22 protein-coding genes, 1 tRNA gene and 1 pseudogene are annotated in these 21,533 nt (G+C 70.0%); 17 read left to right on the forward strand and 7 right to left on the reverse strand.

The window, feature by feature from the left end:
• The 10 genes and pseudogenes from AB0L45_RS00255 to AB0L45_RS00300 all read left to right on the forward strand — a co-directional run bounded on the left by AB0L45_RS00255 (nt 1) and on the right by AB0L45_RS00300 (nt 6,286).
• Nucleotides 1–1,017: a hypothetical protein gene (locus AB0L45_RS00255; protein WP_365834485.1), complete on the forward strand. Its 1,017-nt coding sequence runs from the start codon at nt 1–3 to the stop codon at nt 1,015–1,017.
• A complete protein-coding gene (locus tag AB0L45_RS00260) occupies nt 1,014–2,141 on the forward strand; it encodes a hypothetical protein (protein WP_365834487.1) in 1,128 nt (375 codons plus the stop codon). The genes AB0L45_RS00255 and AB0L45_RS00260 overlap by 4 nt, the downstream gene beginning before the upstream one ends.
• Complete coding sequence (locus AB0L45_RS00265; protein ID WP_365834489.1) at nt 2,141–2,905, forward strand: hypothetical protein; 765 nt, start codon at nt 2,141–2,143, stop codon at nt 2,903–2,905. Before AB0L45_RS00260 ends, AB0L45_RS00265 begins: the two co-directional genes overlap by 1 nt.
• A 10-nt stretch (nt 2,906–2,915) precedes the next feature.
• A complete protein-coding gene (locus AB0L45_RS00270; RefSeq protein ID WP_365834491.1) occupies nt 2,916–3,059 on the forward strand; it encodes a hypothetical protein in 144 nt (47 codons plus the stop codon).
• A 53-nt stretch (nt 3,060–3,112) separates the two neighbouring features.
• Nucleotides 3,113–3,319, forward strand: coding sequence for a hypothetical protein (locus AB0L45_RS00275; protein ID WP_365834493.1), 207 nt, complete (start codon nt 3,113–3,115; stop codon nt 3,317–3,319).
• Nucleotides 3,320–3,321: 2 nt separating this feature from the next.
• Nucleotides 3,322–4,245 carry a hypothetical protein gene (locus tag AB0L45_RS00280; protein WP_365834495.1) on the forward strand — a complete coding sequence of 308 codons (924 nt, stop codon included), beginning with the start codon at nt 3,322–3,324 and terminating at the stop codon, nt 4,243–4,245.
• A gap of 62 nt (nt 4,246–4,307) precedes the next feature.
• Nucleotides 4,308–4,556 carry a holin gene (locus tag AB0L45_RS00285; protein ID WP_365834497.1) on the forward strand — a complete coding sequence of 83 codons (249 nt, stop codon included), beginning with the start codon at nt 4,308–4,310 and terminating at the stop codon, nt 4,554–4,556.
• A gap of 9 nt (nt 4,557–4,565) precedes the next feature.
• Nucleotides 4,566–4,832, forward strand: a complete 267-nt coding sequence (locus AB0L45_RS00290) for a hypothetical protein (protein WP_365834499.1) — start codon at nt 4,566–4,568, stop codon at nt 4,830–4,832.
• Between the two features lie 38 nt (nt 4,833–4,870).
• A pseudogene (locus AB0L45_RS00295) lies at nt 4,871–5,206 on the forward strand (HNH endonuclease family protein); the annotation flags it as partial.
• 495 nt (nt 5,207–5,701) lie between these two features.
• Nucleotides 5,702–6,286, forward strand: a complete 585-nt coding sequence (locus AB0L45_RS00300; RefSeq protein ID WP_365834501.1) for a hypothetical protein — start codon at nt 5,702–5,704, stop codon at nt 6,284–6,286.
• Nucleotides 6,287–6,796: 510 nt separating this feature from the next.
• Here AB0L45_RS00300 and AB0L45_RS00305 read toward each other — a convergent pair.
• The 3 genes from AB0L45_RS00305 to AB0L45_RS00315 all read right to left on the reverse strand — a co-directional run bounded on the left by AB0L45_RS00305 (nt 6,797) and on the right by AB0L45_RS00315 (nt 8,478).
• Nucleotides 6,797–7,783 carry a Ku protein gene (locus tag AB0L45_RS00305; RefSeq protein WP_365834503.1) on the reverse strand — a complete coding sequence of 329 codons (987 nt, stop codon included), beginning with the start codon at nt 7,781–7,783 and terminating at the stop codon, nt 6,797–6,799.
• Nucleotides 7,784–7,839: 56 nt separating this feature from the next.
• Complete coding sequence (locus AB0L45_RS00310; protein ID WP_365834505.1) at nt 7,840–8,169, reverse strand: DUF6233 domain-containing protein; 330 nt, start codon at nt 8,167–8,169, stop codon at nt 7,840–7,842.
• A gap of 105 nt (nt 8,170–8,274) precedes the next feature.
• On the reverse strand, nt 8,275–8,478 hold the full coding sequence (locus AB0L45_RS00315; RefSeq protein WP_365834507.1) for a hypothetical protein: 204 nt from the start codon (nt 8,476–8,478) through the stop codon (nt 8,275–8,277).
• Nucleotides 8,479–8,737: 259 nt separating this feature from the next.
• Between AB0L45_RS00315 and AB0L45_RS00320 the strand changes: the two genes are divergently transcribed.
• Nucleotides 8,738–9,400, forward strand: a complete 663-nt coding sequence (locus AB0L45_RS00320) for an HAD family hydrolase (RefSeq protein ID WP_365834509.1) — start codon at nt 8,738–8,740, stop codon at nt 9,398–9,400.
• Here AB0L45_RS00320 and AB0L45_RS00325 read toward each other — a convergent pair.
• On the reverse strand, nt 9,381–10,607 hold the full coding sequence (locus AB0L45_RS00325; protein ID WP_365834511.1) for a helix-turn-helix transcriptional regulator: 1,227 nt from the start codon (nt 10,605–10,607) through the stop codon (nt 9,381–9,383). The genes AB0L45_RS00320 and AB0L45_RS00325 overlap by 20 nt on opposite strands.
• 571 nt (nt 10,608–11,178) lie before the next feature.
• Between AB0L45_RS00325 and AB0L45_RS00330 the strand changes: the two genes are divergently transcribed.
• Complete coding sequence (locus tag AB0L45_RS00330; protein WP_365834513.1) at nt 11,179–11,556, forward strand: recombinase family protein; 378 nt, start codon at nt 11,179–11,181, stop codon at nt 11,554–11,556.
• 1,001 nt (nt 11,557–12,557) lie between these two features.
• Nucleotides 12,558–14,810 (forward strand): helix-turn-helix domain-containing protein, encoded by a 2,253-nt coding sequence (locus AB0L45_RS00335; protein WP_365834515.1) that lies wholly within the window; start codon nt 12,558–12,560, stop codon nt 14,808–14,810.
• On the opposite strand, the gene AB0L45_RS00340 is transcribed toward AB0L45_RS00335, so the two are convergent.
• Entirely contained in the window at nt 14,788–15,771 is a 984-nt protein-coding gene (locus AB0L45_RS00340) for a nucleoside hydrolase (protein WP_365834517.1), read from the reverse strand. The two genes, AB0L45_RS00335 and AB0L45_RS00340, sit on opposite strands and share 23 nt — an antisense overlap.
• 399 nt (nt 15,772–16,170) lie before the next feature.
• A tRNA-Val gene (locus AB0L45_RS00345) sits at nt 16,171–16,245 on the reverse strand.
• Between the two features lie 263 nt (nt 16,246–16,508).
• On the opposite strand from AB0L45_RS00345, the gene AB0L45_RS00350 reads away from it, so the two are divergent.
• From AB0L45_RS00350 to AB0L45_RS00365, 4 genes are all read left to right on the forward strand, one after another.
• Nucleotides 16,509–17,816 carry a hypothetical protein gene (locus tag AB0L45_RS00350; protein ID WP_365834519.1) on the forward strand — a complete coding sequence of 436 codons (1,308 nt, stop codon included), beginning with the start codon at nt 16,509–16,511 and terminating at the stop codon, nt 17,814–17,816.
• 406 nt (nt 17,817–18,222) lie between these two features.
• Complete coding sequence (locus AB0L45_RS00355; RefSeq protein ID WP_365834521.1) at nt 18,223–18,864, forward strand: DUF4383 domain-containing protein; 642 nt, start codon at nt 18,223–18,225, stop codon at nt 18,862–18,864.
• 124 nt (nt 18,865–18,988) lie between these two features.
• A complete protein-coding gene (gene dgoD / locus AB0L45_RS00360; RefSeq protein ID WP_365834523.1) occupies nt 18,989–20,134 on the forward strand; it encodes a galactonate dehydratase in 1,146 nt (381 codons plus the stop codon).
• A gap of 389 nt (nt 20,135–20,523) precedes the next feature.
• Nucleotides 20,524–20,742: a zinc ribbon domain-containing protein gene (locus AB0L45_RS00365; RefSeq protein WP_365834525.1), complete on the forward strand. Its 219-nt coding sequence runs from the start codon at nt 20,524–20,526 to the stop codon at nt 20,740–20,742.
• Nucleotides 20,743–20,868: 126 nt separating this feature from the next.
• Here the strand turns inward: AB0L45_RS00365 and AB0L45_RS00370 are convergent, their stop codons facing one another.
• A complete protein-coding gene (locus tag AB0L45_RS00370; protein ID WP_365834527.1) occupies nt 20,869–21,528 on the reverse strand; it encodes a class I SAM-dependent methyltransferase in 660 nt (219 codons plus the stop codon).
• Between the last annotated feature and the right edge of the window lie 5 nt (nt 21,529–21,533).

Here is a 21,533-nt window from a genome sequence, read left to right on the forward strand (position 1 = left end):
GTGCCGTTCGACCCGCTCGACATCAACACGATCACCTACGACGAGACGGAGCTACGCCGCGCCGCGCTCCTCGGCGTCATGGGCAACGGCCAGGCGCTCGGCGGCCGCTCCGGCGTCCGGCCGGGCGATCCGGGCCTGACCACCACTCTCTCTGGCACCACGATTAACGTCAGCCCCGGCGCGGCGTGGGTCTGGTACACCGGGCAGGGCACCTACCGGGCGGCGCTGCCCTCGGCCTGGTCCGGCACCCTGCAGGCCGCCCACGCCACCCTGTCCCGCATCGACCTGGTGTACCTGCGGGTGTGGGACACCACCGTGGACGGCACCGGGCTGCGCCAGGCCGATGTCGTCTACCTGCCCGGCACCCCCTCCTCGACGCCGGTGGCGCCCACCCCGGCCGGCACCGTCATCTACGTCGCCCTGGCCACAATCGCCGTGCCGCCGGTCGGCGGCGGCTCCCCCTCGGTGTCCCTGGCCGTCCGCCCGTACACCGTGGCGCCCGGCGGCATCCTGCCGGACGCCAACGCCTCGGGCCTGTACGTCGGCATGTTCCGCGACAACGGCACTGACCTGCAGCGCTGGAACGGCAGCTCGTGGGACACCTACCAGAAGGTGCAGACGGTCGGCTGGACCGTTCCGACCCTTGGCTCCGGCTACACCCAGGGCGACCTGACGACCAACGGGAACTCGAACGGGCCGATCCGGTACCGCAAGTTCAACGACCGCGGTACCGACTACATGGAGTGGGACGGCGGCGCCAGCCGCGCGAACGGCGCGCAGACCACCAACATCCTCTCTACGGCGCTCCCCGGGGGAGCAAATGGGTTTCGCCCGGCCGGCCGTGCCTCCTTCACCATCGCCCGCAACGCCACGTCCGCCGCAGGAGAAGCCGCAGCGATCAACAGTCTGAAGGTCGACTTCAACGCTGACGGCACGGTGTCCTTGGTGTCGGCCACCTCCGGGCCGACCGAGACGAACTGGTTCAGCTTGCGCGGCATCCGGTACGCCCTCGCATGAGCACGCCGACCGTGCTGCCCGCCGCTCCTCTCGGCCAGCCCGACCCGCAGGTGCCCGTCACCCTGGCCTGGTACGGCTGCGATCTGCGCACCGGCGCCATCATCGAGGATCTGCGCACCCTCAAGCCGGGCGGCGCGCTCGGCCGCAAGCTGGGCGAGACCACCACGCTCAGCGCCAATCTCGGCCTGGCCGGGGCGCCGGCCGACTGGGAGGCCGCCACCGCGCCCGGCACCGCGCTGCTGGTCGCGGTCGACACCGCGACCGACACCCCCGTCTGGCCGGGCATCGTCCTGACCCGCGACGGCGGCAGCGCCACCGACATCAGCCTGCAGTGCGCCACCCCCGAGCGCTACCTCGACGCGCGCTACACCGGCACCGTCACCGCCGTCCAGCAAGACCAGGCCACCGTCCTCACCAGCCTCTTCAGCAACGCGATGAGCGACGGCCCGCCGTTCGTCCTGGACGCGCCGCCGACCGGCCGGCCGCTGGACTACTCGGTGCTGGACGGCGACGACCGGACGATCCTGTCGGCGGTGCAGGAGATCATGGGGATGGAGGGCGGGCCCGAGTGGACGGTCGATGTCGCCTGGAACGCGGACCACAGCGGGTTCGTCCTGCCGGTCCGCGTCCGGCCGGCGATCGGCACCCAAGCCGTCCAGCCCGAGGGCGTGTTCGACTACCCCGGGTGCGTCAGCTCCTACACCCTCGCCGAGTCTTACGAGTCCGGCAAAGGGGCCACCGTCGTGCAGGCGCGCGGTGAGGGCGAGTCCGCCGGGCGCCTGACCAGCCAGGTCTACACCGCCGACGCGCTGATCGCGGGCGGTTGGCCGCGCTGGGTTCACCGCTTCACCCCCGCCTCGGGCCTCACGGACCCGGTCCAGCTCAACGCGCACGCCGCCCGCGCTCTGGCGCTAATGCAGACCGGCGCGAAGGTGTGGTCGGTCGAGGCCGTCGCCTCCGTCGCGCCGCGCATCGGCCGGGACTGGGGCCTGGGTGATTCCGTCCGCATCGCCGTCGAGTCCTCGCCGCGGCACCCGCGCGGCGCCGAGACCGTGGCCCGCGCCTGGGCCTGGGAGCTGGACCCCGGCGCCGACCGAATCCGCCCGATCCTCGTGGAGGACTGATGCCCACCCCCGCCAGCCAGCTGCCGCCCGACGCGACCACCCTTGCACGCCGCATCGCCGCACTGGAGCGCGAGGTCCGCGAACTGCGCGCGGCGCGGCGCCTGGAGGCCGCGACGGTCGGCGCCGGCGGTATGCGCGTCGTCAATGGCGGCCGCCTCGCGATGGACACCCCGCCCGGCGTCCGCGTCGTGGACGTCGGGGCGATCCACGACAGCCGTTTCGATCATCCCGACGGCACTCCTCAGCAGGCGATTTGGATGCGCCGTGAGGACGGCAGCGACGTGTTCACCTGCTTCGCGGGCATCGAGGACGCGACGCAGGCGTGGGCGTTCTGGGACCGCCAGGACAACCCCGTGATCGCCGACGACACCGTGTCCGGCTCCGGCCTGGCGCGTCCCTACCTGCCGGTGCAGATGGCGCCGGCGTACCAGGGGGGCTGGGATTACTGGCCCCGCACGTCATCCACAGCCGCGCAGGAGCTGTGGATCGGCCGCATCTACAAGCAGCAGCCCAAGTTGGTCGTGGTCATCCGGGCGGCCATGGACACCTCGGGCGCGACCGGCGTCGTGGACCTGATCGTCGGCAACACCGTCGTGGCCACCGGCAACGTCGTGTTCGCGGCGGACTGGTTCACCTTCGGCCCCGTCGACCTGACCGGCTACGCGCACATGCAGCAGGTCGACATCCGCGTGCGCGGTCGCCGTGTCACCGGCACCGGCACCCTCCGCGCCTCTCTGATTTCCGCGTACACCGTCCAGAGCTGAGGAGCAGCACATGAGCACACCGATCGAAGAGCGGCCGCCGGACACCCCGCAGCCCGAGGGGCCGCTGCTGCCGCCCCCGCCGCCGGGCCCCACGATGCCGGATCAGCCCCCGCCGGACCGCCCGGCCGACCCCGACGGCCCCCCGGCCACCTGACCCGCCCCCAAGGTCCCGTGCACGCGGGGCCTCTCGTACGTCTGGAGGACCGTATGCCCCGCACACGCCCCCGCCTGTTCACCCTGCAACGCGACACCGACGTCACGGGCGTCTCCGGTACCGGCACCGTGTCCGTCCGCTGGCGCGGCGACCGCCCGTCCACCGTGTTCTGGGACTCCCTCACCGACGCTGTAGCGATTCACGGCCACGGCGGCGCCACCCGCATCGTGTGGGACGACCGCACCCCCGAGGTGAGTTGACCATGACGAGATCCGGACCGCAGCGATACCCCGGCGCATCGATGGCGTACTGGTACCAGGGCCGGTACGGCGGCGACGCGATGGAGTCCAATGTCATCGTGTGGCACACCACGGAGGGCACCAGCGTGCCGACATACGACGGTGGATCGTCCGCCCCGAACTTCACCGCCGCGCCCGACTGGTCGGCGAAGCGCCTGCGGTGGTACCAGCACTTCGACTTCGACACCTCCAGCCGCGCACTGGTCAACCGGTCCGGTGGAGTGGAGACGAACACGTTGAACACGTGCCAGGTGGAGATCGTCGGCACGTGCGACCCGGCCACCCACCGCAGGTGGGGCAGCACACCGCACCTCTACACGCCGGAGCTGCCCGCCTGGGTGATCCGGGACCTCGGCGCCTTCGCGCGGTGGGCGCACGACCAGCACGGTGTGCCCCTGACCTGCGGCGTGCAGTGGCGGGCGTACCCCGGTTCGTACGGCGCGAGCAGCGTCCGCATGAGCTACGCCGCGTGGAACCGGTACCGCGGGCACTGCGGCCACCAGCACGTACCCGAGAACGACCACGGCGACCCGGGCCAGCTCCCGATGGCCGCCATTCTCGCCGCCGCCAAGGGCGGCCCGACCCCGGAGGACGACGTGTCCCTCACCCCCCAGCAGGCCCAGCAGCTCGCCGAGGTCCACCGAGACCGTGTGGTCGGGCCGTGGACGTACAAGGGCACCGACGAGCCGCGCGACGCCTACGCCTACCTCCGCGACACCAGCGCCGCCGTCAAGGCGGTCGACGCCAAGGTCGCCGCGCTCAAGCCCATCGACCTCACCGACGAGCAGATGACCAAGCTCGCCGAGAAGGTGGCCAGTGCCCCCGGCCTCGCCTCCGCGATCGCCGAGGCGGTCGCCCAGAAGATCGCGGACCGGCTCGCCGAGTGACCGCGCTGCGGCCGCTCCCAAGACCATCACCGACCAGCTCGAAGCCCCCTGAGAGGATCACCATGAACACTGCCGCCTTCTGGCGCGCGACCTTCGAGCGCGTCATCAGGACGTTCGCTCAGTCCCTGCTCGCCGTCCTCGGCGCCGGCGCGACCGGCGTCATCGACGCCCCGTGGCTCGGCGCGCTCTCGGCCGCTGGCCTCGCCGCGGTTCTGGCCCTGCTCACCGCCATAGCCAGCAGCGGCGGCAGCACGGTCGGGCCCGGCATCACGGAGTCCGCGGTCGACCGGACGCCGAGACTGATCCCGTAGGAGGTGCTGATGACGACGCATCCGTCGCCGTCGGACCCGGCCGCCGTGGCAGTCGAGTTGGAGCGCCTGCGTAGCTCTGTCGACGTGGGGTTCGCCCGCGTCGACGGATCACTGGCTCTGCTGGTACAGCGCTCCGACCAAACGGACCGGCAACTCGCTGACCACGAGACCCGGCTTGATGCGCTTGAACGGTCGCGTTGGCCGCTGCCGTCGATCGCTGTGCTGGTGTCGGTGGTCGGAGCGGCTGTGACGATCTGGACCGCGGCCGGCCGCTGAACGCCTTTTCCCCTTCCGGCCAAACGCCGGAAGGGGCGGTGACGAACCCCCGAGCCCTCGACATCGACACATGGTTCCTCTGGCGGAGGCGTGGGACTCCAGAGCCTCGCAGTGGACCGCGGCGCGCGCGAGGCGTACGCCAACGACCTTGGCGCCGAGCGTGGTCTCGTCGCGGTCACCGCGAAGACCAACCGGTCCAAGGCCGACCAGGCCCCAGCCCAGTGGCTGCCGCCGCTGGCCGACGCGCGCTGTACGTACGCCGCCGACCGGGTCAGCACCAAGCTGCGCTGACCGTGGACCGGACCGAGCGGGACGCGCTGCGCCGCCTGGCCGCGGGCTGCGGTCACACCCGCGTCGAGTACCAGCCAGCTTAGGGACGGCTCCGCGCCTCGCCCACTGCTTCGGCAGGGGCGGGGCGTTTTTCGATGTCTGCCCAGTCGGCGAATCGTTCGGCCGCCGTACAGGGGCGTGTGGGGACGATGCCGGCGGGCGGAGGTGACCTTGCGCTCTCCTCCTGTGTTCCGGATCGGTCGACGGCAGATCGTCGAGGGCTACGCCAGTGTCGAAGTGATGCGTGCTGCGAGGCATGGAGCACCACAGTTCCGGACAAAGCGGCGCCATCGGGGCTCAAGTGACGCGCCGTGGCGAAGTTGGCAGGGATCGATTGGTTAATTGGTGAATCTCCATTTAAATCGGACTTTGGCGGCGCGAGCCGGACCGTTAATCGGGTGTTTTGCTCGGTATCTAAATGATCTTTACTGGGCGTTTGCTTGATTTGTGACTCGCGCCATATGGGTGGGTCTTTTTGTCAACAAGGGTGGGTGTGTCCCCGGTTATGGGGGCGGAAGATGATTGAAAGGTAAATGTTTATGCGCTTCGGCGTGCGTTCGGCCCTCGCCACCACCGTGGCTGCCGCCGCGATCGTGACCTCTATGGCCGCTACTGCCACGGCTGCTGCTCCGGCTTCGCAGGGCAAGCCCGCAAATCCCTTTGCCAAGGGTGGTGAGGTGGCGAAGTTCGCGGCCACTTCCACGTTCAAGCTCAACCTGCCCAAGGGGGACCACGCGGTCCTTACCGACCGCGGCGTCCGATTCCTCAAGGCCGACGGGACGCTGGATGGCGGCATGAAGCGGGTCGACATCAAGGACAAGGCCGGGAAGGTCCACAAGGTCACCTGGACCCTCAAGGGTGACCAGCTCACGCAGAAGATCGCTGACGTGAAGGGCTCCACGATCGAAGGCACCGTGGTCCCTGCGACGACCCAAGGTAAGGTGCGCGCCAAGCGCTCCAACTCGAACTGCTTCTGGGATGGTGTGGCAACCATGGGGGCTGGCCTTGGCGTTATTGGTAGCGTTGTAGCGGCTCCGGTCAGCGGCGGGACGACGCTGGCCGCTACCGGAGCCCTCATGGGCGGAGCGGCAGTGGCAGCCCACGGCGTCCAAGACTGCTTTTAAGGATTGCTGATAATGCTTATCGGACGGATACTCCTCGCCATCTCGCTTGTTCTTGCTCTCATTGTGATGGCTAGCGGTTTTTGGCGTGGTGACGCGTGGGGCATCGTCATTGGTGCCCTGCTGACATGCACCACGGCGAGTGGCGCGGTCTCAGCCTGGCGAGCCCGCCGATAGGCCCTGCGCCTCGGTAGCTACACCGGCATGCTGGTAACCCGTTATGGGGATCGCGCCCTCAGCGCGAGATGCAGCGTGCCGGCGTAGCTCCGAGGCGCTTCCGTTCATTTCGGAGCTATCGGAACCAGGGCGGGATCTCGTTTAACCTTCGGTAGCCCAGGCAGCATCCGTCCCGGTCCGATGGCGCTGCTTAGAGTTCGACACCGGCCCCGACGCAAGGAGCGGGCCGTACGACCGCGGGCTGGGCCATATCCCGTCCCATCAACTATCAGCCCGTGCGGCGACACGACCCCCGTGCCGCAACCGCCCCGGCGAGGGCGGGGCCTTCCGGCGTTGCTATCCGGCTCGTCTGCCGGTGGTCTTCTTCCCCGCGGTCTTCTTGGCCGTCTTCTTCGTGCTGGTGGATGCCTTGCCGCCAGTGGCCTTCGGGGCTCGCGTGGACTTCTTGGCGGTGGAGCCCGTAATCTTCCTGGCGGGCGGCGTCTCCTCCGGAGCGACGGCCTTCTGGACAGCTCGCAGCGGGGTGACGGTGGCCTCCTCGCCGGTGTCGCCGCGGGACTGACGGGCCGAGCGCACACTCTCCTCCAACGCGGCCATCAGGTCCACGATCTTCCCGCCCGGCGCGGGCTTCTCGGCCTCGACCTCGGGCTCGCGCTCCTCCAGCTTGGCTTGGATGATCTCTTCCAGCTCCTCGCGGTAGTGATCGCGAAGGTCTTCCTCGTCCAGCGGGCCGTACGAGTCCATCAGCTCCTCCGCCGCCTGAAGCTCCTGCGCGGTGATCTCTACGGGGCGGTCGGGGACCACGCCGGCCGGGGAGCGCAGTTGGTCGGGCCAGAGCAGGGCGTGCATCACCAGCATGTTGTTCATGGGGCGGATCATCGCGAGGGTTTCCCGGTCCCGCAGGGCCACCTTCCCGAGCGCGACCTGCCCCTGGTCCTCCATCGCCCGGCGCAGCAGCTCGTACGGCTTCGCGGACGGGCCTTCGGCGTGGACGTAATACGGACGGCCGATCTGGAGCGGGTCGACCTCCGAGGAGTCGACGAAGGACAAGATCGTCAGCACTTTCGCCGTCGGAAGGGGTAGCCGGTCAAGGTCCTCGTCGGTGACCGGCACGACGCGGTCGCCGGTGACATAGCCTCGGCCGATGTCCTCGCGGGGGACCTCTTCACCATCGAGGCTGCAAGTCGGCAGATTCCGGACCCGGCCGCCGTCCTTGGTATGGATGCGGTGGAAAGAAATGGCGGGGCCGTCATCCGTCGCCGGGGTCAGAGAGACGGGGATGGTGACCAGGCCGAACGAGATGGTGACCTTCGCTGAGGGCATGGGGCTCGCCTTCCTGCGGGAGTACGAGCGTACGGCGCGGGCTGCTGGCCGGCACCTCAGCCGAGGATGCCCAGCTCTGTGTCCGGCCGGCAGTAGGGGCACGGCTCGACACCCTGGACGAGCGCCTGCATGGCCTCTTCACGCGTGATCGCCTTGCCCTTGCCGGCCCGACACGCGCCGTCGTGCACGTACAGGGGATCGCCGCGGCGCCCGCTCAGCCGCGCGGTCTCCAGCAGCCAGTCGGGCTGCGCCGGCCGGATCGGCTCAGGGCGGTGGCGTTCCTGCTGCTCGACTTGCTGAATACGGGCCCGAACGTCCGCCAGCTGGATGCCGAGCCACGTCTCCAAGGTGCGGAGGCGTGTCAGGTCCGGCGGCAATTCGGTCATGAGTTCGATTCTAAAATGAGCGCCGCCTCGTTCCGCTTCCAGGGGCCTGCGTCACAGTAAGGACGGCTTCGCCGCGTTCCCCCCGGCGCGGCGAAGCCGCCCCTTTCACTCACCTTCAGGACTCGGGTGCCGCACGACCCTTTTCAGCTCCCGCTCGACCTCGTAACGGCCCTGCCCGGTCGCCTCGGCGTGGGCGGTGATGGCGGCCTGGACGGCCGAGGCGGTCTCGATGGTGAGCGTCCCCGCCTGGATCTCGGCCCAGGCGGCCGTCTCCAGCTTGATCAAATCGTCTGTGAGTTCGATAGCCACTGGCCGATTTTACGCGCTCGTGGCCAAATCTCCTCGCGCTGCTGCCGCCCAAGCCTCCAGCAGACGCTCGTACGCCGTCTGCTCCTCCGGCCACAACGGGCGTCCGGCCCGCGCCGTCATGAAGTCGCGTATCTCCTGGTTCACCTCGGCCACGGACCGCGGTGCGGTTGGGGAGGGAACGCAGAGGCTGGCCATGACGCTGATGATACGAGCGCGCACTGACAATCTCCCCGTAATTCCGGGGCCGTAGGATGCGCGCATGATTCGCGCTGTGGTCTTCGATGTCGGTGAGTGCCTGGTCGACGAGACGCGGGAGTACGGGACATGGGCCGACTGGCTCGGCGTCCCGCGTCACACGTTCGCGGCGATGTTCGGAGCGGTGATCGCGCAGGGACGCGACTACAGAGAGACTTTCCAGGAGTTCCAGCCGGGCTTCGACCTGTACGAGCAGCGAGAGGCGCGCGCGGCGGCCGGCCAGCCGGAGCACTTCGACGAGAGCGACCTGTACCCGGACGTACGCCCGGCCCTCGCGCAGCTGCGAGCGGACGGGCTGTGGCTCGGCATCGCTGGCAACCAGACCGTACGGGCAGGCGGCATCCTGCGGGAGCTGTTCACCGAGGACGTCGACCTGATCGGTACCTCGGACGACTGGGGCGCGAGCAAGCCCGACCCGTTGTTCTTCGAGCGGGTCGCCGAGGTGGTGCCGTACGAGAACCGGGAGATCTTGTACGTCGGCGACCGCGTCGACAACGACCTGCGGCCGGGCGCCGCGTGCGGGATGCACACGGCGCTCATCCACCGCGGTCCGTGGGCGACGATCCAGTGGAACACCGCGGAGGCGCGCGAGCTGCCCACGTTCCGGATCGAGTCGCTCGCCGATCTCCCGGAGTCGATCAAGAAGTTCAACGCGCCAGGGCACTGACCGTCGTCGTCCATCCGTACAGCCGCTCGTCCAGGTCCCGCACACACTGCTCGTGCTGGTGCGGGGCCAGGGCACGGCGGACCTCCCGTATGCGGTCCATGCCCATCGCGTACCAGGTCACCTCCAACTGCTCCAGAGCCCGGCGTGCATACTCGCAGGCCGCTTCGGGCTGGCCGGCTGCGGCCTCTACGGCGGCCAAGTCGCCGAGGACCACGGCGCCCTGCTTCATCTCGGTCGTTGGCAGGTCGTCCAGGACGCCAAGGAGAGTGGCCCGCGCCTGTGGAAGGTGCCCGGCCTTCCACAGGGTGTTGCCCTTGAACGCAGCCAGCCTCGTGGGGCTGAACCAGTCCATCCATTCGGGCATCACCGCGTCGGCCTCCGCGTCTGCGGCGAGGGTGTCCTCTGCGTGCCGGAGGAGGTGCAGGGCTGTGCGTACGTTCCCGCAGCGCGTCTCGCACTCAGCTTCTACGGCGTCGAGCCACGCCATCAGCAGAGGCGGAGCTGAGCCGCGTCGGGCGTAGGTGCGTGCCGCGACCATGCGCTCCACGGCAGCGTCCCGATCGCCGGCCCAGCCGGGGATGAACGCGGTGTGAGCGAGCACAGCCGCACCAAGCAGGTGGTCATCAGCCTCGCCAGCAGCCTGTAGAGCCTGCAGCAGCGTTGGGCCAGCGCTGTCGGGCAGGCGCAGGTCGAAGAATTCCACGCGCCCGGCGAGCAGATACGTCTCTGCGAGTGCGGCGGCGACGGCCCGGCGGGTCTCCCCGGCAGTCTCGGGCAGGAGCGCGCACCCGAGGGTGGCGTGTGCGAGGGCCGCTGGGTGAAGGGTCGCCGGAGCGACCGACCAGTACATCCGCCGGTGGGCCCGCGTCACGGTGGCGAAGTCCACCGCGACGCTGGGCGGTTGCATGGTGATGGGTGGCTGCGACGGCACGACCGAGAGGCGGCCGCCGGTGGGGATGTTCGCTGGGCTCTGGCGCTCGGGGGCTGGGCCCTCGTGTCCTTCAGGCGGTGTGAAGCCGAGGGCCCGCATGTCCTGCCCGAGGAGCCGTACCAGCTTGCTCTGCAAGGGGCCTTGCGGCCATGGCGGAGTGTCGGACTCCCACCTGCGCACCTGCCGAGGGTCGACGCCGAGTGCTTCGGCGAGCGCGCGCTGCGAGCGGTATCCGGCCGCCACGCGAGCGGCCCGGAGGCGGAGGTTGCCCGGCACAATGCACCTCTCTCTTCAAGGGGTGGCGCCAGTGTCCCTTGGAAGTCCCCGAGAGGGCCAGCCGTCACCCGTGAGGCTGTAGAGAAGTCCTCTTTGGTGCCGCAAGAAGTCCCCTTCAAGTCCTCGTCAAGGGAAGCCGAGGCGGCCATTCTTGGCCACATTCCACTTCCGAGCGCTGAGGTCGAGGAGCCGCGATGTCGCCGCCGAGCTGTCTGGGGCCTGACCAGAGCTTGTCAGAGGTCGGCGCCAGTTGGGATGCGGTTCGAGTGCCGCACTCCATTGGCGGTCCCGCCATCGGGATCCTCGGCACTCGGTGCGGCGCCGTCATCGACGACCCCCAGTGCGCCTTGTACTGGTTCATCGCGCCAGGCTCCGCCAACCAGTGGGACGTTCCTGACACCCGCCTCCTCTCCGTTGGAGCTGTCCTCGCGGTACCGCCTGCTCGTCGCACAGCGGGACCGGGCGTGCACTGGAAGGTCTGCCCCGGCGATGGCGACTGGCTCACCGAGGCGGACGCCCTCCGCGCTGCGCTGGAGGACTCGATCAACCTGCGATCCCGAGGGATGCACTCATGAACACGCCTCTCGTCTTCATCTACGACCGCAACGCCACGAGAAGCAGCCCCTATCTCGACATGCGTCTCACAGGGTGCAGGAACTACGCCGACCGCCGGGGCTGGCAGATCGCGGACCAGTGGATCGACCGCGGCGATGACGCGTTGGGCACCGACCGTCCTCGGCTCGCCGCCCTCCTGGAGATCATGCGGACGCAGGCCCCCCGCCGGCAGGTGATCTGCCTGGTGCACACGTGGGATCGCCTCGCCCGCGATAGCGAGCTGCGCAGCACGCTGCAGCAGCGCGTCGCGCAGGCCGGTGGGTACTGCGCGACCACGTTCGACGAGTCCGACGAGCGGGCCCACGCCGCGCTCGTCGGCCGTCCCGATGCCTGACGGGTGGCGTCAGGCCGTGTACGTCCTCGTCGTCGCGGCGCTGATCATGGCACTCGTCTACGGCGTCGCCTCGGGAGGCGACGGTGGCTGACACATGCAGCAACCACTGCTCCGCAACCGACAGGACCGACAAGCTGGCCGAGGTGCACGAGGCCGACCTGACCGGTCCCGGCTGGACGCTGCTCCTATGCCAGCCCTGCGCGAGGCAGCCGCCGTGGTCGCTCACGGACACAGAGTGGCAGCAGTTTCTGTCGAAGAGCCGGAGGTGCCCCACATGAGCGAGCCGTGGATGGCTTCGCCCGGCGACGGCACAACTGTGATGCCGATCGGGGACGCCTGGGACGTGGTCGAGGTCCCGGCCGAGACGGCCGCCTGGGTCCTTCGGCTGCGGCACGTGGAGGCGCCCGCGATCGTCGATCCGCGGCATCACCGGGCCTGGTGGCTCGTTCCCCGTGGCAGCGCCGACCCTGCCGCCTGGTTGTGGCAGCGCCTCCAGCCGGCGGTCGTGGTGCGTACGTCTGGGTCCTTGATCGTGCCCCACGCCCGCCGTATGGAGGGGGTGCGGTGGGCGAAGCCTCAGCCGTGGCGCGGCGCCTACTTGGCGCAGCCGCAGCGCCTGGCGGCGGTGCTGAATGTCGTCCGCACCGCTACTGAGACCGTACGCAGAACTTCCGTGCCAGCCTCTCAGGCTGGCACGGACGCGGGTTCCGGCTGGCAATCACGGAGCAGTCCAGGGCCCCGCGGCGGCTGCTCGGCGTAGCTACGGCGCCGGGCAGCCGCTCCTTACGTCCCTCGCCACAGCGATCACCCCCGTGGGTGGGCGTGGGACGGGCGGGCCGGCCGTCACTTCCTGACGGCCGGCCCGCACCCTTTGAGCGGTTCGTCGGCTTGGCCGCGTAAAGCCGACGACCTCCCGAAGGTGCTCCCGGCCTCAGCTCTGGGGATACCGCACAGACGTTCGGCATATGACAATCGGCCACACCGACATGAGGGCAGGTGCCATGAGCAACCCAGCCGGGGCGAGAAGATTCGGGGAAGTCCTAAAAACCCGCAGGTCAGCGGCCGGGTACTCGTGCCGTGGCCTGGCGCGCGCGCTGTCCTACACGCCTGGCTGGATCAGCCGCGTCGAGAACGGCAAGGTCGCCCCCGGGCTGGAATTCGCCGAACGGTGTGACGGTCTCCTCGGTACGGGTACGGAACTCACCGCGCTCGCCCAGGCCGCACAGCCGGACGTGCATGGGCTGCTCCGCCCCTCCCAGCTCCCTCCCGTCGCTGGACACTTCGTCGGCCGCGTCCGCGACCTGCGCGACCTGGACAGCTCCCTGGAGGACCCGGCCACCGCCGCCGGCTCGTGCATCGTCGCCATCGACGGGCCAGCCGGTGTCGGCAAGAGCACGCTCGCCGTGCAGTGGGCACACAAGGTTGCCCACAAGTTCGCCGGTGGCGTGTTCTTCGCCGACCTGCAGGGCCACGCGCTGGACGGCAGGCCGGTCGCTCCGGCTCAGGTCCTGGAGCGATTCCTGCTCTCGGTCGGCGTCGCAGCAGATCGTATTCCGCCCGGCCTCGAAGAGCGCGCCGCCATCGTGCGTACGCTGGCAGAGGGGCGGCCCTCCCTCTTCGTTCTGGACAACGCGGCTGACGCTGACCAGGTCGAGCCGCTGCTGGTCGGGGCACCTGCGAGCGTCGTCATCGTCACGAGTCGGCGCCGCCTCACCCGCTTGACGTTGCGGACTGGGGCTCATCGCGTCTGCCTCGGCCCGATGACACCGGACGAGTCCGGTGATCTACTGAGGGCGGTGCTCGGCCCCCGAGCCGACGCGGACCCGGACGCCAGCCGCGCTCTGGCCGAGCGCTGTGTCCACCTGCCGATCGCTCTACGGATTGCCGCGGAGCGCCTGGCTGCTCACCCGCATCGCACCGTGGCCAGCACCGTCGCTGAGCTGGATGCTGACAGGCTGGACGCGCTGGCGGACGCGGACGACCCGCACCTGGCGGTCCGGCCCATACTGGCCGCTTCCTACCGGGACCTGGCGCCTGATGTCGCACGCGCTTTCCGTCTGCTTGGTCTCTATCCCGGGTCCACGATCAGCACCGATGCGGCGGCGGCCCTGCTCGGTCGTGCCGCTGCTCGTGCACGGCGGCAGCTCGACGCGCTGGTGGCGGTGCACCTGCTGGAGGAGGTCGGGGCGGACCGCTTTCGCGCGCACGACCTTCTGCGCGAGTACGCCGCGGAGCTGGCCGCCGATCTGAGCGAGGAGAGCCGTACGGCGGCAGTGAAGCGGCTCGTGGGCTGGTACGCGCACACCGTGGACCGGGCCGCCTACGTCATCGCCCCGCAGCGCCCGATCGACCTGCTCACCGATCCGCCCACCGGGACGCAGCCTCTGGGATTCGTCGCCCCCGAGGATGCGTCGCAGTGGTGCGATGACGAGGTCGACAATCTCCTGCCCGTCATCCGGCTGGCCTCGCGTCACAGCATGCCCGCTGCCTGGCAGATCCCGACGAGGCTGTGGAACTGGTTGCTGATCAGGAAGCCCTGGACCCTGTGGATCGACAGCCATGAGATGGGCCTACAGGCCGCGGTCGCCGCTGGCGACCGTGCGGCGGAGGCGTGGACCGCCCTGAACCTGGCCGACGGCCACAGGCAGGCCGGCGACACCGACCGCGCCCGACACTACGCCCAGGACGCCCTCCGTATTCGAGAGCAACTCGGCGACCGCCACGGGCAGGGCTGGTGCCAAGCGTGCTTGGGCTTCATCGCCACCGACGAGACCGAACCGGCGCAGGCTCTCAGACACTTCAAGGCGGCCCTCGGGCATTTCGAGGCGTCGGGCGACCGCCATGGCCAGAGTGTGCTTCTGGCCTGCCTCGCCGAGACACACGCCCACCTCGGCGACCGCGACCGCGCGCAAGAGGCCTTCGACGCCTCCCTCACCCTCGCCCGAGAGCTGGGGGACCACTACGGCGAAGGCATGCTGTGGGCCCGGCGCGCCGGCGCCCACCGGACCCGTGGCGAGTTGGACGACGCCCTCACGTGCCTGGGGCACAGCATCGCCAGCCGCCAGGCCGCGGCGGACGAGTGGGGAATCGCCGACGCGCACGAGCAGCGTGGCGACCTTCTGGCCGAGTTGGGGCGGCAGGACGAAGCCCAGGAAGCGTGGCACCGCGCTATCCGGATCTTCACGATGCTGGAGGATCCCCGGGCGGCCGCGCTTCGGGAGCGGCTCGGGGCTACGAGGCCGCCGGAGCCGTGAGGGCCTGGCGGACTCGCTCCATCGCGGTGACCGCGTCTGCGGTCATCGCGATCCGTATGGGCCGGCGCCCGTCGGTGATGCTGGACATCTCCGGCGGGAAGCCGACCCGGGCATCGACGAGAGTCGCGCCGCGGGCGTGGCCCACCAACTCGACGACGACCTGGCGCTCCTCGTACGTGGCAAGCGCGGGGTCGAGCATGATGGCGGCGGTGAGAGGGTCGTGCATCACGCAGCCACGACGGCCGTCGTTGACCCTCGCGTGCATGGCCAGGTAGTCGTCGAGGACCTGCGTGGCGTACCGGGCCGCGGGCGTGCCGGACGCGGCGACCTCGTCCAGCCAGGCCCCGTCCACCCATGCGCTGGCGGTCGTACCCATCGGCACCAGCGTCAGATTGAAGCCCGCGCGCAGGACAGTCTCGCCGGCCTCGGGGTCGTGACCGATGTTCGCGTCTGCCCACGCGGTCAGATTCCCGGGGCTGCCGATGGCTCCGCCCATGACCACGACGTGCCGAAGCAACTGCGGCAGGCGGGGTTCCAGCCGGAGCGCGATCGCGACGTTGGTGAGCGGGGCGAGCGCGAGCAGCGTCAGCTCGCCCGGCCGCTGCCGGGCCAGACGCACTAGCTGCTCGGCGGCCGACTCGCCGACCGGCCGGCGGGTGGACGGTGGTCCGGCGTGGCCGCCGAGCCCGTCCTGCCCGTGCACGAACTGTCCGGTCTGCAAAGCCTGCTGGAGCGGCCCCGGTGCGCCAACGGCCACGGGTACGTCAGTGAGGCTGGCTACGTCGAGGATCCGCAACGCGTTCGCGGCGGCAATGTCCGTGGGCACGTTCCCGTGAATGGCGCCGACGGCGACGATGTCGACGCTCGGCTGGGCGGCGAGGTAGAGGAGGGCCCAGCAGTCGTCTACGCCGGGGTCCGTGTCGATGATGACGGGCAGGCGCGCGGGGGTGGGCTGTGCCATGGAGGCTCCTCAAGATCGTTTGATCCCTAGACCCCGCAAGCCTTACGCACGGTGAAAACGGGCGCCAGTGTTTCTTACGTTGCTCAACACGTAAACACTGGCCCGTGGCGGCCTGGTGATCGAGAGTTGTGGGTGTGCTCAGCCGGGCGTCGTCGAGGGCGGCACCTTCACTGCCGCCCGGCTCGCAGTGGGCCCCTCCTCCAGGAGGGGCCCTCGTACTTTCGGTCCCGACCTGCAGTAACGCCTTGATCATTTGGGAGACGTCTGGGAGACACGCCCCCGTACGCAGGCCGTATTGAGAGCGGGCGCAGAGCGGGCGCAGAACGGGAGATCATGACGAAGGCCCAGGTCGGGAACCCCCGTGACCTGGGCCTTTACGCCCGTACCTGCTGGTACGGATGGTGGGCACAACAGGATTTGAACCTGTGACATCTGCTTTGTAAGAGCAGCGCTCTACCGCTGAGCTATGCGCCCTGGCTGAGCCGACAGACTACCTTGCTTTTGGGGCTGTACTGCAAACCATGGGCGCCGGCCCCGGGCGGGAGCGGTGAACCGGGCCCCGGGATCGCGAACCAACCGGCCGCTGTGTTCGTTCCTACTGGGTGGGAGAATGGCAGCCGGGCCTGGGGCGATGCGATCGGGAGAGGGATGTGACGGCGACATACACGCAGCCGCACGAGCAGCGAGCACGCCGTGCAGTACGCCGTCGCCCTCGGAGGGGAGCGTTCCGGGACGCGATGACCCTGCTCCTGTTGCCGTTGCCGTTGCTGGCGGCCACGGTTCCGGCTGCCTTCGCGGGCGGGGGTACGCGGCGCTGGTTCGGGCGTGGGGAGAGCCAGCGTGCGGACGCGCAGGCCGCGAAGGATGCCGCGGCGGCAGCTTTCTACGAGCTGGACACGGCGCAGCGCGATCTTCGGATCTCCATAGAGACGATCACGGCGGTCGACAGTTCGCCGGCGGCCAGACGGGCCGCGGAGGACTACGAGAACTTCGGGCGGCGGATCGACGAGGTCAGCCAGGGCTACATCACCGCCGTCGACGCTCATGACCTCGACCGGGACGACCTCGATGCCGGCGCCGCCTCCCGGGCCCGCGCCGACCTGACCCGGGCCAAGGAGGAGCTGGAGCGGGTCAAGGCCGACCTCGACCGTTTCGCGCAGGGGCTCGGCCCGCTTCTGCAGACGGCGGAGACCCAGCTGGCACGGCTCGCGCCGGCGGTGGAACGGGCCCGGCAGGCCCTGCTCGCCGCGAGCAACGCCCTGGACGCCGTCCGCGCGCAGGGCTACAAGGCCGATGACCTGGCGGCCCGGCTGGCCGCCCTGTCGCCCGAGCTGACCAAGCTGAACCAGGGCGCCGGGCAGCACGGCGTGCAGGAGACGATCCGGCGCGCCGACGACGTGTTGCGCCAGGCCGAATCCGTACGGACCGAGGCGGAACGGCTGCCCGAGAAGGCCGCGGAGATCGACAAACGGCTGGTGTCCCTGCGCACCCGGGCCCAGGCCATCACGACCCGCGCCGGCAACGTCGACCCCGTACTGAGCGAACTGCGCCGGCGTTACAGTGCGGCCTGCTGGCAGGACCTCCAGCACGTACCGGACCAGGCCGCGGACGCCGTCGCGCAGGCCGAGATCAAGGTGCGGGAGGCCCAGCGGGCCCGGGACGAGCAGCGGTGGGCCGACGCCACGAGCCTGCTGGCGACCGTACGGGCCCTGCTGAACACGACCGACGAGGCGGTCTCGGCAGCCGGCGACCGGCTGCGGCGGCTGGACGAGGTGTCCTTCGACCGCGAGAAGGAGGTCGAGCGTACGCGCTTCGCCGTACGGGACGCCCAGCGGCTGGCCATGGCGGGGCGCAGCACGCCCGACCCGCGGCACGCGCGACCGCTGGACGATGCGGTGGCGCGGCTGGAGCGTGCGATCGCCGGTCTGGAGGGGCGGCATCCGGACTGGTGGCACTTCCTGACCGAGACGGAGGCGGTACGGCAGACCGCGGCCCGGGTCGTTCAGGAGATCCGCGATGAACGGGGCGGTGGCGCGGCGGGCTGAGCTGGCGCGGCGGGCTGAGTTGGCACGGCGGGCTGAGTTGCCTCGGGCCGGCCGACGGGAACCGTCCGGCCCTTCCCCGGCCCCAGCCTCCGCCGTTCCGCCCGACGCTCAGACTGTCCCCTCCCGCTGTCCCCTCCCGCCTCCAGCGTTCAGGCTCTTCCCTCCCGCCTCCAGCGTTCAGGCTCTTCCCTCCCGCTTCCGGCGCCCACGCCGCCCCTCCCGCCTCCCACGCTCAGGCTCTCCCTCCGCCCTCCGGCCCTGCCCCACCTTCTCTCCTCCCCTCTCCTCCCCTCTCCTCCCCTCCCTTCCTGCGCCTCTGACCTGCCACTATGGCGTCCCGTCGAGTACAGGCGGATGCTGGAGTCAAGCACGGCCCAGGCGGTTCATCGCGCTAAGGAGGCCGGACATGGACGCTGGCCAGGCTCTGCACGGGCCCTCCCGGACGCTCCGCGGCAAGGTGCGGCACACGCGGCTCGACGATCACCTACCTGTCGATCACCGGCTCAGTACGGTCTACCGTTTCGGTGCAGGACTGATGGGCCTGGTCCTGGTCGCATTCGGCACCCTCGGGCTGATCGACAAGATCGGATTCTTCGACACCGGCGGTGACACCGTCGCCGGGCTGAACACCAACGGGGCACTGAGCGTGCTGTCGATCATCGTGGGCCTGGTGCTCTTCGGCGGCATGGTGGTCGGCGGAAACTTTGCCTCCACTCTCAACATCGTGCTCGGCATGGCGTTCCTGCTGAGCGGCTTCGTCAACCTCGCCATCCTGGAAACCGGCTTCAACTACCTGGCCTTCCGCCTCCAGAACGTCCTGTTCAGCTTCGTCCTCGGACTGATGCTGCTGGTCTTCGGCATGTACGGGCGGGTCTCCGGCGGCCTGTCGCACGACAACCCGTACTGGCGCGCCCGCCACCCGGAAGTAGCGCAACGTCAGCCCCGCCGCCCCCTCCCGCCCCACACCGGCGCCCACGCGACACCTCGGTACACGACCGCCACGGGCGCCCATCACCGCCACCCGAAACACCGCAGGCACGCCGTGTGATGACGGTACGCCCGGCATACGGCAATTTCCGCCGCCGCCTGCCGCCCCCTGTCCCCACATGCCGGCCCATGCCAACCCAGTGCCAGCCTCTGAGCAGTCACAGTCAGAGGAAGGGTGGCGGCCTGTGAAGATCAACCGTGTCGAAACGTTTCTGGCCCCTCCACGCTGGATGTTCGTGCGCGTGGAGACCGACGAGGGGCTCGTCGGCTGGGGTGAGCCGGTGGTGGAGGGCCGGGCCGAGCCGGTGCGCGCCGCCGTCCAGGTCCTGTCCGAGTACCTCCTCGGCCAGGATCCGTCACGCATCGAGGACCACTGGCAGGTCATGACGAAGGGTGGCTTCTACCGCGGCGGCCCGGTGCTCTCCTCCGCCGTCGCCGGGCTGGACCAGGCTCTGTGGGACATCAAGGGGAAGCAGTACGGCGTACCGGTCCACCAGCTCCTCGGCGGCCCCGTACGGGAACGTGTCCGCGCATACGCCTGGGTCGGAGGCGACGCACCGGACGAGATCCGCGACGCGCTGACCGCCCAGGTCGAGGCAGGCTTCACCGCAGTCAAGATGAACGGCTGCGGACCGATGACACCGGTCGCCACCCGCGCCGAGGTACGTGACTGCCTGCGCCGCGCCGAGACCGCCCGTGAGGTGCTGGGGGACGAACGGGACTTCGGCCTGGACTTCCACGGCCGCGTCTCCCCCGCCAACGCCCGACGCCTCCTTCCCCTACTGGCCGAGCACGCTCCGATGTTCGTGGAGGAACCCGTCCTCTGCGACCACCTGCACGCCCTCCCCGACCTGGTCAACGCCTCCAACATCCCCCTCGCACTGGGCGAGCGGCTGTTCACCCGCCAGGAATTCCTGGCCCCTCTCCAAGCCGGCGTAGCCATCCTCCAACCGGACATCTCACATGCGGGCGGCATCTCCGAACTGCGCCGGATCGCCGCTCTCGCAGAGACGTACGGAGCCCAGCTCGCCCCGCACTGTCCACTCGGCCCGGTCGCCCTCGCCGCCAGCCTTCAAGTCGCCTTCACCACCCCCAACTTCCTCATCCAGGAACAGTCCATCGGCATCCACTACCACCAGGGCGCCGAACTGCTCGACTACGTGGCCGACCCGGAACCCTTCCGCTTCCACGACGGCTCTCTCCTGCGCACCGACCGCCCGGGGCTGGGTGTGACGGTCGACGAACCGGCCGTACGAGCCGCCGACCGACGGGGGCACACCTGGCGCAACCCGATCTGGCGTCACGCGGACGGTTCCTTCGCCGAATGGTGAACGCCGACCGTCCGCGTCACCCCAGGGCCCCGGAGCAGCAGGCACGCCACGCACCGCGCTGCCTCGCATCGCCTCGCATCGCCTCGCACTGCACCGCCTCGCACTGCACCGCCTCGCACCGCACCACATCGCCTCGCACCCGCCATGACGCTCCAGTAAGCGAGCGGTCCACCCGAGCGGTGGCTGTCGGGGTCGGTGCGCCCTTGACCAAGGGCGCCGGGGGTCGGCTTTCCCAGTCGCCTCCTCGACCAGCGGCCGGGGAGGCGCACGCCCACCCGTACCGAACTCGTCCTGCTCAGCGCTCCTTCCGGCACAGTCCTACGCTGACCCGGTTGTCTTCCGTCTCACGTCCCACCCCCTAACTCCCGCTCGCGGGCTAATCTGTCGCCATGCCTCGTTACGAATACCGCTGCCGTTCCTGCGGCTCGACCTTCGAGCTGAACCGCCCGATGGCTGAGTCCTCCGCCCCGGCCACCTGCCCGGACGGTCACGAGGACACGGTCAAGCTGCTGTCCACGGTCGCCGTCGGCGGCACCGCCGCGGCCCCCGCCCAAGCGCCCGGCGGCGGCGCAGGCGGCGGCTGCTGCGGAGGCGGCTGCTGCGGTTAGTACCGTCGACGCCAGCAGCACCGGTGGCGGCAGTAGCGCCGTTAGCGCCGGCAGTGCGGTGGTGGCCGTAGTCCCGACGATCGATCCGGGGGCCGGGGCTTCCGCCCGCACCAGCCGCCGCACCGCTCACAACCTTCGCGCCACCGTCAGTCCGTCTGCCACGGTGAGCATCACCGCCTCCACCCGCTCGTCCGCCTTGACGTGCTCGTTAAACTTTCTGATCGCCGCGGCGGCCCCTTCCGCCTGTGGGTCGACGACAGCCCCGCCGAAGAGGACGTTGTCCGCGACGATCAAGCCCCCGGGCCGCAGGCGCGGGATCAGCTCGTCCCAGTACGGGATGTAGTTGTCCTTGTCCGCGTCGAGGTACGCGAAGTCGATGTGCGGCTCGGCGGGCATCGCCCGCAGTGTGTCCAGTGCGGGGGCGATGCGCAGGTCGATCCGGTCGGCCACGCCGGCCTTCTCCCACGCCTTACGGCCGTACGCCGTCCATTCCTCGGAGATGTCGCAGGCAATCAGCTCGCCGTCCTCGGGCAAGGCCTGTGCGAGCGCCAGGGCCGAGAAGCCGGTGAAGGTACCGACCTCCACGATCCGGCGCGCCCCGCACAGGCGAGCCAGGAAGGCCAGTAGCGGGGCCTGTTCCTGAGCCGACTGCATCTGTGCCTGGTCGGGGAGGCGCTGATGTGTGGTCTCCACCAGCTCTCGCTGCACGGCGTCCAACGGCGGATTGTGCGCGAGGACGTAGTCGTACAGCTCCTCCGTGATCGTGGTGGTCTTGTTCTTGGTCACCGGTG

The organism is Streptomyces sp. NPDC052496 (genome assembly GCF_040679095.1).
Classification (GTDB): Bacteria; Actinomycetota; Actinomycetes; order Streptomycetales; family Streptomycetaceae; genus Streptomyces.

Excerpts from the sequence above, each read along its gene's own strand:
- AB0L45_RS00260 (WP_365834487.1), top strand. The coding sequence starts at position 1,014 with ATGAGCACGCCGACCGTGCTGCCCGCCGCTCCTCTCGGCCAGCCCGAC.
- AB0L45_RS00265 (WP_365834489.1), top strand. The coding sequence starts at position 2,141 with ATGCCCACCCCCGCCAGCCAGCTGCCGCCCGACGCGACCACCCTTGCA.
- AB0L45_RS00270 (WP_365834491.1), top strand. The coding sequence starts at position 2,916 with ATGAGCACACCGATCGAAGAGCGGCCGCCGGACACCCCGCAGCCCGAG.
- AB0L45_RS00275 (WP_365834493.1), top strand. The coding sequence starts at position 3,113 with ATGCCCCGCACACGCCCCCGCCTGTTCACCCTGCAACGCGACACCGAC.
- AB0L45_RS00280 (WP_365834495.1), top strand. The coding sequence starts at position 3,322 with ATGACGAGATCCGGACCGCAGCGATACCCCGGCGCATCGATGGCGTAC.
- AB0L45_RS00285 (WP_365834497.1), top strand. The coding sequence starts at position 4,308 with ATGAACACTGCCGCCTTCTGGCGCGCGACCTTCGAGCGCGTCATCAGG.
- AB0L45_RS00290 (WP_365834499.1), top strand. The coding sequence starts at position 4,566 with ATGACGACGCATCCGTCGCCGTCGGACCCGGCCGCCGTGGCAGTCGAG.
- AB0L45_RS00300 (WP_365834501.1), top strand. The coding sequence starts at position 5,702 with ATGCGCTTCGGCGTGCGTTCGGCCCTCGCCACCACCGTGGCTGCCGCC.
- AB0L45_RS00305 (WP_365834503.1), bottom strand. The coding sequence starts at position 7,783 with ATGCCCTCAGCGAAGGTCACCATCTCGTTCGGCCTGGTCACCATCCCC.
- AB0L45_RS00310 (WP_365834505.1), bottom strand. The coding sequence starts at position 8,169 with ATGACCGAATTGCCGCCGGACCTGACACGCCTCCGCACCTTGGAGACG.
- AB0L45_RS00320 (WP_365834509.1), top strand. The coding sequence starts at position 8,738 with ATGATTCGCGCTGTGGTCTTCGATGTCGGTGAGTGCCTGGTCGACGAG.
- AB0L45_RS00330 (WP_365834513.1), top strand. The coding sequence starts at position 11,179 with ATGAACACGCCTCTCGTCTTCATCTACGACCGCAACGCCACGAGAAGC.
- AB0L45_RS00335 (WP_365834515.1), top strand. The coding sequence starts at position 12,558 with ATGAGCAACCCAGCCGGGGCGAGAAGATTCGGGGAAGTCCTAAAAACC.
- AB0L45_RS00340 (WP_365834517.1), bottom strand. The coding sequence starts at position 15,771 with ATGGCACAGCCCACCCCCGCGCGCCTGCCCGTCATCATCGACACGGAC.
- AB0L45_RS00350 (WP_365834519.1), top strand. The coding sequence starts at position 16,509 with ATGACCCTGCTCCTGTTGCCGTTGCCGTTGCTGGCGGCCACGGTTCCG.
- AB0L45_RS00355 (WP_365834521.1), top strand. The coding sequence starts at position 18,223 with ATGGACGCTGGCCAGGCTCTGCACGGGCCCTCCCGGACGCTCCGCGGC.
- AB0L45_RS00365 (WP_365834525.1), top strand. The coding sequence starts at position 20,524 with ATGCCTCGTTACGAATACCGCTGCCGTTCCTGCGGCTCGACCTTCGAG.